This window comes from Intestinibacter sp. (assembly GCF_051866655.1).
GTDB lineage: Bacteria > Bacillota > Clostridia > Peptostreptococcales > Peptostreptococcaceae > Intestinibacter.
In genome coordinates, this window is sequence record NZ_JBJDXL010000139.1 from 1 (window position 1) to 6,047 (window position 6,047).

A 6,047-nucleotide genomic window follows, 5' to 3' on the forward strand; every position below is an offset into this window, starting at 1 on the left:
ACTCTTTTATAGTTTTTAAAGTTATCATGTTGTTGTTCTTTTGCTCCATTAATTTATTTACTATAATATTGTTAAAATATATATCTATAACTTTATCAGCTATTTGATTAAAAGAGATTCTTTTATAATTAGGATTAATTAAAATTATGCTTAAACCTAATACATATTTATATGAATTTATATTATTAGATGATATAGCATTTTTATATTTATATACAATTTCACTTATCTCTACTTCGTACTTATACATATTCAACTATCTCCCCCATTATTTGAACCTATAAAATATTCTTCCCAATCCATTTTTCAAATACTTCTAACTGCTCTTTCGTATGAAAATAATGCTCTCCATCTTCTACAACATCAATCTCACAATTAAACTTCTCAGCAAACTCAAATACAAATTCAGATTCGCACATATCATCCTTTGATCCGTATAAAATACAAGTCCTACTATCCCACTTATCGATTGGATGCTCATTTACATAGCAGTAATAATCCCAATACAGAGTTTGTCCAATAGGTGTATTTATCTCCTGCTCTTTTTCAAGTTTCGCCTCGTCTACATCAAACCACATCATCATATTTTCAATAATTCTCTTCATATTGACAACTGGAGATAAAAACAAAGACTGTTTTATATCACAATCTCTATAAGCCAGCAGACTAAAGTATGCACCCATACTACATGCAAATAAGCTTATACTTTCCCATTTTTTCTTTGCATAATCCATAACTAAATCTAGCTCTCTTACACAGTTTTGTACCTTACACAAAACACCGTCATTTCTGCCTCCATGTTCTGGCAAATCAAAGCTTATAACCTGGTATCCCCTTTTTACAGCCTCTTTTGCAAGTATACCTATAACTATGTCCTCTTTATTTGACATGTTTCCATGTACAGCTATAAATAATTTATCAGAATCCTCTCCCCACAAAACTGCAGGTATGTTTTCTATTTGAAAAAATTTTTTAATCACAATATTCCCCTCTACTTTCTAGATAATTACTCTTCATTTTTTATCTTAAAATAATAATAGCATATCATAAAGATACTTCCAATCAAACAATCTAAGGTATCGATCATAGTATCTACAAGACCTCCAGCTTGACATTCAAACCCCAAAAACCTATCCATACCAAACTCGATAAGCTCCCAAATACTCGCCACACCCATACTGAACATAAACATATATATCAAAATAAATACAGTTTTTTTCTTGGTGTCGACCTTATTTTCATCAAAACATCCGTATATAAAATAAGCCAAACTACATCCTATAAGTCCCGACCACACATGTAAAAAATCGTCATAATACTTTATATCATAAAAATTCAAGCATGTACCAAATAACAGCGACAACATAGTAAACACAATTAAAACAGCAGTTATCGAATCGTTAAATAGATGGTTGTATATTTTATTTAGCCTAACTAAAACAATAATACCAATTAAACTTAAAGATGCTATAGCTATATTTAAAAAATTACTTTGTAAAAAAAGATACACCAAAACGACTGCATAAATAGCGTATATAATCCTATATATAATTTTAAGTCTATTTTTATCCATAAATTGCCTCCAACATTTTTCTCAAAATATTTCTAGTTATAGTATTATTTTTTAGAAAAAAAATAAACTCAAAATATTATTTATTTTTATTTATAAACTAAAAAATCTGCTCCCACATATTACATATATGGAAACAGATTTCTATTTATCCAAGTAATTTTTTTAATTCATCTACACGTGCTTGTGAGCCTACAGCAACCATATTATTTATAAATATTACATCATCAATTTGATGTTTATCTACAAATCCTTTAAGATTATCGTTAAAATATCTCATATCAATTACATATAACTCACTGTAGTTTTGTGTAAGAAATGGAGCAAATGCATTACCGTAAGATTCTTTAATTACAACGGCTTTTTTACCTGTTGTAATTTCAGGATTTTTTATTACAGTAAGCGGATTATCACCATGAAGAAATACTCCGTAAGCATTTGCTCCTTTAGAATAATCAGAGTAAGGTGAATACTCAAAGCTCTTTGTTAAAGCGCTATTTTGATAAATAGTTGCTACTAAATCGCCTCCAACAGGTCTATATTCTACATAATCTGGATTTTCACGTAGCTTTTCTTCTTTTGAAGCAGAATAATATGTTCCTAAGAAATCTTCTATTTTTTCTGTTTCATAATCATTTATATCGACAGGCTCTAATCCAGCCACTTTACAAAATTCAGTATACCCATAATACGCACCTAGTTGAGTCCAATGGTGATCTGATCTAAAGTAAATATATTCATTTCTATGTTCTTTTAAAATAGAATACGTATCTACTGGTGTTACATTATCACCTATCTTACTGAAAACTAAATCAATTACCGGTTTTTGTTCAGCAGATAGTTTTTTATATTTAGCTGGTAGTGCAAATTCTACATGAGTAGGCACTAAAACATTATAAACATGTGAATTTGTCAAAGTATCACCAAATTTTTTTATTACTTCAGCATATTCATTTACAGTAGGCTCGTTAAATCCATAAGCTTCACAAACCATATTATCTATAGATAATAATGAACCTACTCGCTCTACTTTAGCATTATTAAGCTCTTCATCAGCTTGAGAATCGTCTTCTTGTGTTTTTTGTTCTTCAGTATTATTTATATCTTCTGTCGATTTATTATTAGCTGCTACAGTCATTTTTATTCCAGTATCTATACCTTTGAATTTATCTATTGTATCTGATAGAGCTAAAAATTCTTGTCTATGGACAAAATTATCCTTATAGAAATCTCCTATTTTTGAGAAATATTCCCCATCAAAAAATTCTTCTATGGAAGTCTCTGATAATTTAGGAAAAGTCGCCAAATCTCTTTTTTCCTGTTCAGAAAATCCTCCATTTGTCGTAAAAAACATAGACACGAAGAAAAACAACATAATTAAAGTACATACTCCAATATTTATATAATCACTTAATTTAACTTCACGTTCATGCTTTATCTCTTCTTCTTGTTTATACTTATGCATTAAATCGCTCATAATCTACCTCCTAGAACCTATAATATAAAAATGGATTATAACCTTCTCCAACTAGCATTGCGATTACACAGAAGATTAAACATACATTTACTACTATTCTTAAATAATCTAAGTTCTGATTAGTATTTATTTTATTAAATAATTTACTTACTAAAGGTGTTGATGCTATAACTGCAATCACTATAAATATAATATTATTCATAACGATTATTGAAAGAGTATCTGAACAAAGTAAATTATTATTTAAACCTACTAATGCTTTTAAAAATAATCCTAGTTTGTTTAAGTCGGTATAATAGAATATACCCCAACCGACCATTATAATAATAATTGTAAAAACCCATTTGATGATATTAGGTATTTTTTCTGCAAATGAGAAAATAACCTTCTTTTCGAAATATATTATAGCTCCAAAATACAATCCCCAAATTATAAAGTTCCAACTAGCGCCATGCCAAAATCCTGTTAAAAACCATACAATAAATATATTTAGTAACTGTCTTTTTCTATTTCCGCCAAGAGGTATATATACATAATCTCTAAAGAAAGATCCTAGTGAAATATGCCATCTTCTCCAAAATTCAGTTGCAGATTTTGATATATACGGATAATTAAAGTTTTCACAATAGTGGAAACCAAATATTCTTCCAAGACCTATAGCCATATCAGAATATCCTGAAAAGTCAAAATAAATCTGGATAGTATACATAAAAATTCCAAACCAAGCGTCTAAAACACCAATTGTAGCTAAGTCTGAATCTAAGAATGTCGCTACTAATGAAGCTGCTGTATTTGCAATTACAACTTTTTTTGCTAAACCAATTATAAATCGATTTATACCTTCAGATATATTTACTATACTTATATCTCTATTTTCTATTTCTTTTTCTATATCTACATATCTAACAATAGGTCCAGCTATCAATTGAGGATATAGAGAAACATACATTAAAAATTTAGCAAAGCTTTTTTGTGCCTTAACCCTACCACAATACACATCAGCAGTATATGAAATAGTTTGAAATGTATAAAATGAAATACCAATCGGTAAAGATATTTTTGGAACAGCTAAACTTAATTTAAATATGTAATTGATATTGCTGACAAAGAAACCTGCATATTTAAATACACCCAATAAGATAAGATTTATTACTATCGAGTTAATTAAAAGCAATTTTCTTTTTTTAGGATCATCACTTTTTTCTATGGCAAGAGCGTGAACATAATCTACAAGTGTACTAAAAATAAGAATACTTATCCATAAAGGCTCTCCCCAAGCATAAAATAATAATGAAAAAACTATAAGAACAATATTTTTTACTTTTAAATTTTTCGATAAAAAATAAAATATTATATTTACTGGTAAAAAAGCAAATACAAATAATAAATCTGAAAACACCATTTTTTATAATCCTCCTCGTATAATTTAGTTGTTATATTTGATATAAAGTCTCATAATCAAATTTGACAATTGGCATTATAATACTATATAAACTAATTTTCAACAATGTATTGTAAAGTATTGTAAAAATTTGTTTATATTTACAACTAAACAAAGAATTACAAATTATTTTATATCGTATTTTCAAAAAATATGTCATAATATAATTTCCAACAAATAAAAAAATCTGCTTCCATATATTGTAGAAACAGATTTTTTTCAACTTATTATAAATCTCCCTTAAGTCCTATTTCTTCAGCGACTTCACGCATACCTAAAATAGTTTCTTCTATTATTTCATTTAATTCTTTGCCTAGCATTTGGCATCCATTTTCTATTACTTCTCTATTTACGCCAGCTGCAAACCCTTTAGATTTGTATTTTTTCTTAACTGATTTAACATTTATATCTAAAACGCTCTTTGATGGTCTCATTATAGCAGCTGCAGTTATAAGTCCTGTTAATTCGTCTATAGTATATAAAACCTTTTCCATATCACTTTCTGGTTTAACATCGTTTACAAGTCCGTAGCCGTGGCTTATTATCGCACGTATAACTTCTTGATCTATCCCTTTAGCTTCTAATATTTCTATAGTTTTTTTGCAGTGTTCTTCTGGATATAATTCATAATCTACATCATGTAATAATCCTACTACACCCCATTCATCAGGATTTCCACCATATAGACCTGCAAAATGTCTCATTACACCTTCTACTGTTAATCCATGTTTTATTAGATGTTCGTCCTTATTATATTCAGTAAATATTGCCCATGCCTCTTCTCTTGTTGGATACATGTCATGACCTCCTAATTGTATGTATAATTATTTATTATATAAAAATTCAGAATTTTACATTTATGAGAAATTATATCTATCTAAAATTTTTATAGTAATATAATTTCCTACGTATTTTGTATGAAAACTCCTAATATAAATTATATAATTCTTTTATAATTTTATCAATATTTATAAGCATAAAAAGCACTAGATTAAATTCTAATGCTTTTTGTTAATGCGTAATTTAGCTTAATGTTCAGAAGCTTGTGCATCTGATTTAGTTTTAGAAACCGTACCAGGCGGATGTTGAGGTGGAGCATAGATTGCATACAATTTAAGTGGCTGATTCCCTGTATTTATAATATTGTGCCATTTGCCGACAGGTATCATTATAGCAAAACCATCATAAATTCTCTTTTGAAAATTTAAATTATTTTTACTGTCTCCCATAACTACGATACCTTGCCCCTCTTCAATTCTTATAAATTGATCAGCTGTTTCATGAACTTCCAAGCCTATATCATCTCCCACATTTATACTCATAAGTGTAACTTGTAAATTTTCTCCTGTCCACAAAGCTGTTCGAAAAGTATTATTTTGTTCAGCTGCATCGTTGATATTAATTACAAATGGTTCTGGTCCATAATCTGTTAGATTAATAGGCATTTTATTATAATTAAACATATTTGCTTGCTGGTTATTTGAGTAATTTTTCATGTGCATACTATACATTTGAGGATTAATCCAAAAAGGGTATGGATACATATAGTACATTTGAGG

General features: G+C 28.4%; 7 protein-coding genes. All 7 read right to left on the reverse strand.

Translation table 11 applies throughout. The features are described 5' to 3' along the window. Positions 1-250 (reverse strand): hypothetical protein (locus tag ACI3VO_RS03930; protein WP_439756670.1); only part of this gene is annotated, 250 nt, incomplete at its 3' end. Between the two features lie 28 nt (positions 251-278). After that, positions 279-980, reverse strand: coding sequence for an alpha/beta hydrolase (locus ACI3VO_RS03935; protein WP_439756671.1), 702 nt, complete (start codon positions 978-980; stop codon positions 279-281). A 26-nt stretch (positions 981-1,006) separates the two neighbouring features. After that, a complete protein-coding gene (locus ACI3VO_RS03940) occupies positions 1,007-1,573 on the reverse strand; it encodes a hypothetical protein (protein WP_439756672.1) in 567 nt (188 codons plus the stop codon). Between the two features lie 145 nt (positions 1,574-1,718). Next, a complete protein-coding gene (locus ACI3VO_RS03945; protein WP_439756673.1) occupies positions 1,719-3,047 on the reverse strand; it encodes a DHHW family protein in 1,329 nt (442 codons plus the stop codon). Positions 3,048-3,057: 10 nt separating this feature from the next. Continuing rightward, a complete protein-coding gene (locus ACI3VO_RS03950) occupies positions 3,058-4,449 on the reverse strand; it encodes an MBOAT family O-acyltransferase (protein ID WP_439756674.1) in 1,392 nt (463 codons plus the stop codon). Positions 4,450-4,715: 266 nt separating this feature from the next. Beyond that, positions 4,716-5,285 carry an HDIG domain-containing metalloprotein gene (locus ACI3VO_RS03955; RefSeq protein ID WP_439756675.1) on the reverse strand — a complete coding sequence of 190 codons (570 nt, stop codon included), beginning with the start codon at positions 5,283-5,285 and terminating at the stop codon, positions 4,716-4,718. A 231-nt stretch (positions 5,286-5,516) separates the two neighbouring features. Then, positions 5,517-6,041 (reverse strand): cupin domain-containing protein, encoded by a 525-nt coding sequence (locus tag ACI3VO_RS03960; protein WP_439756676.1) that lies wholly within the window; start codon positions 6,039-6,041, stop codon positions 5,517-5,519. Positions 6,042-6,047: the final 6 nt, after the last annotated feature.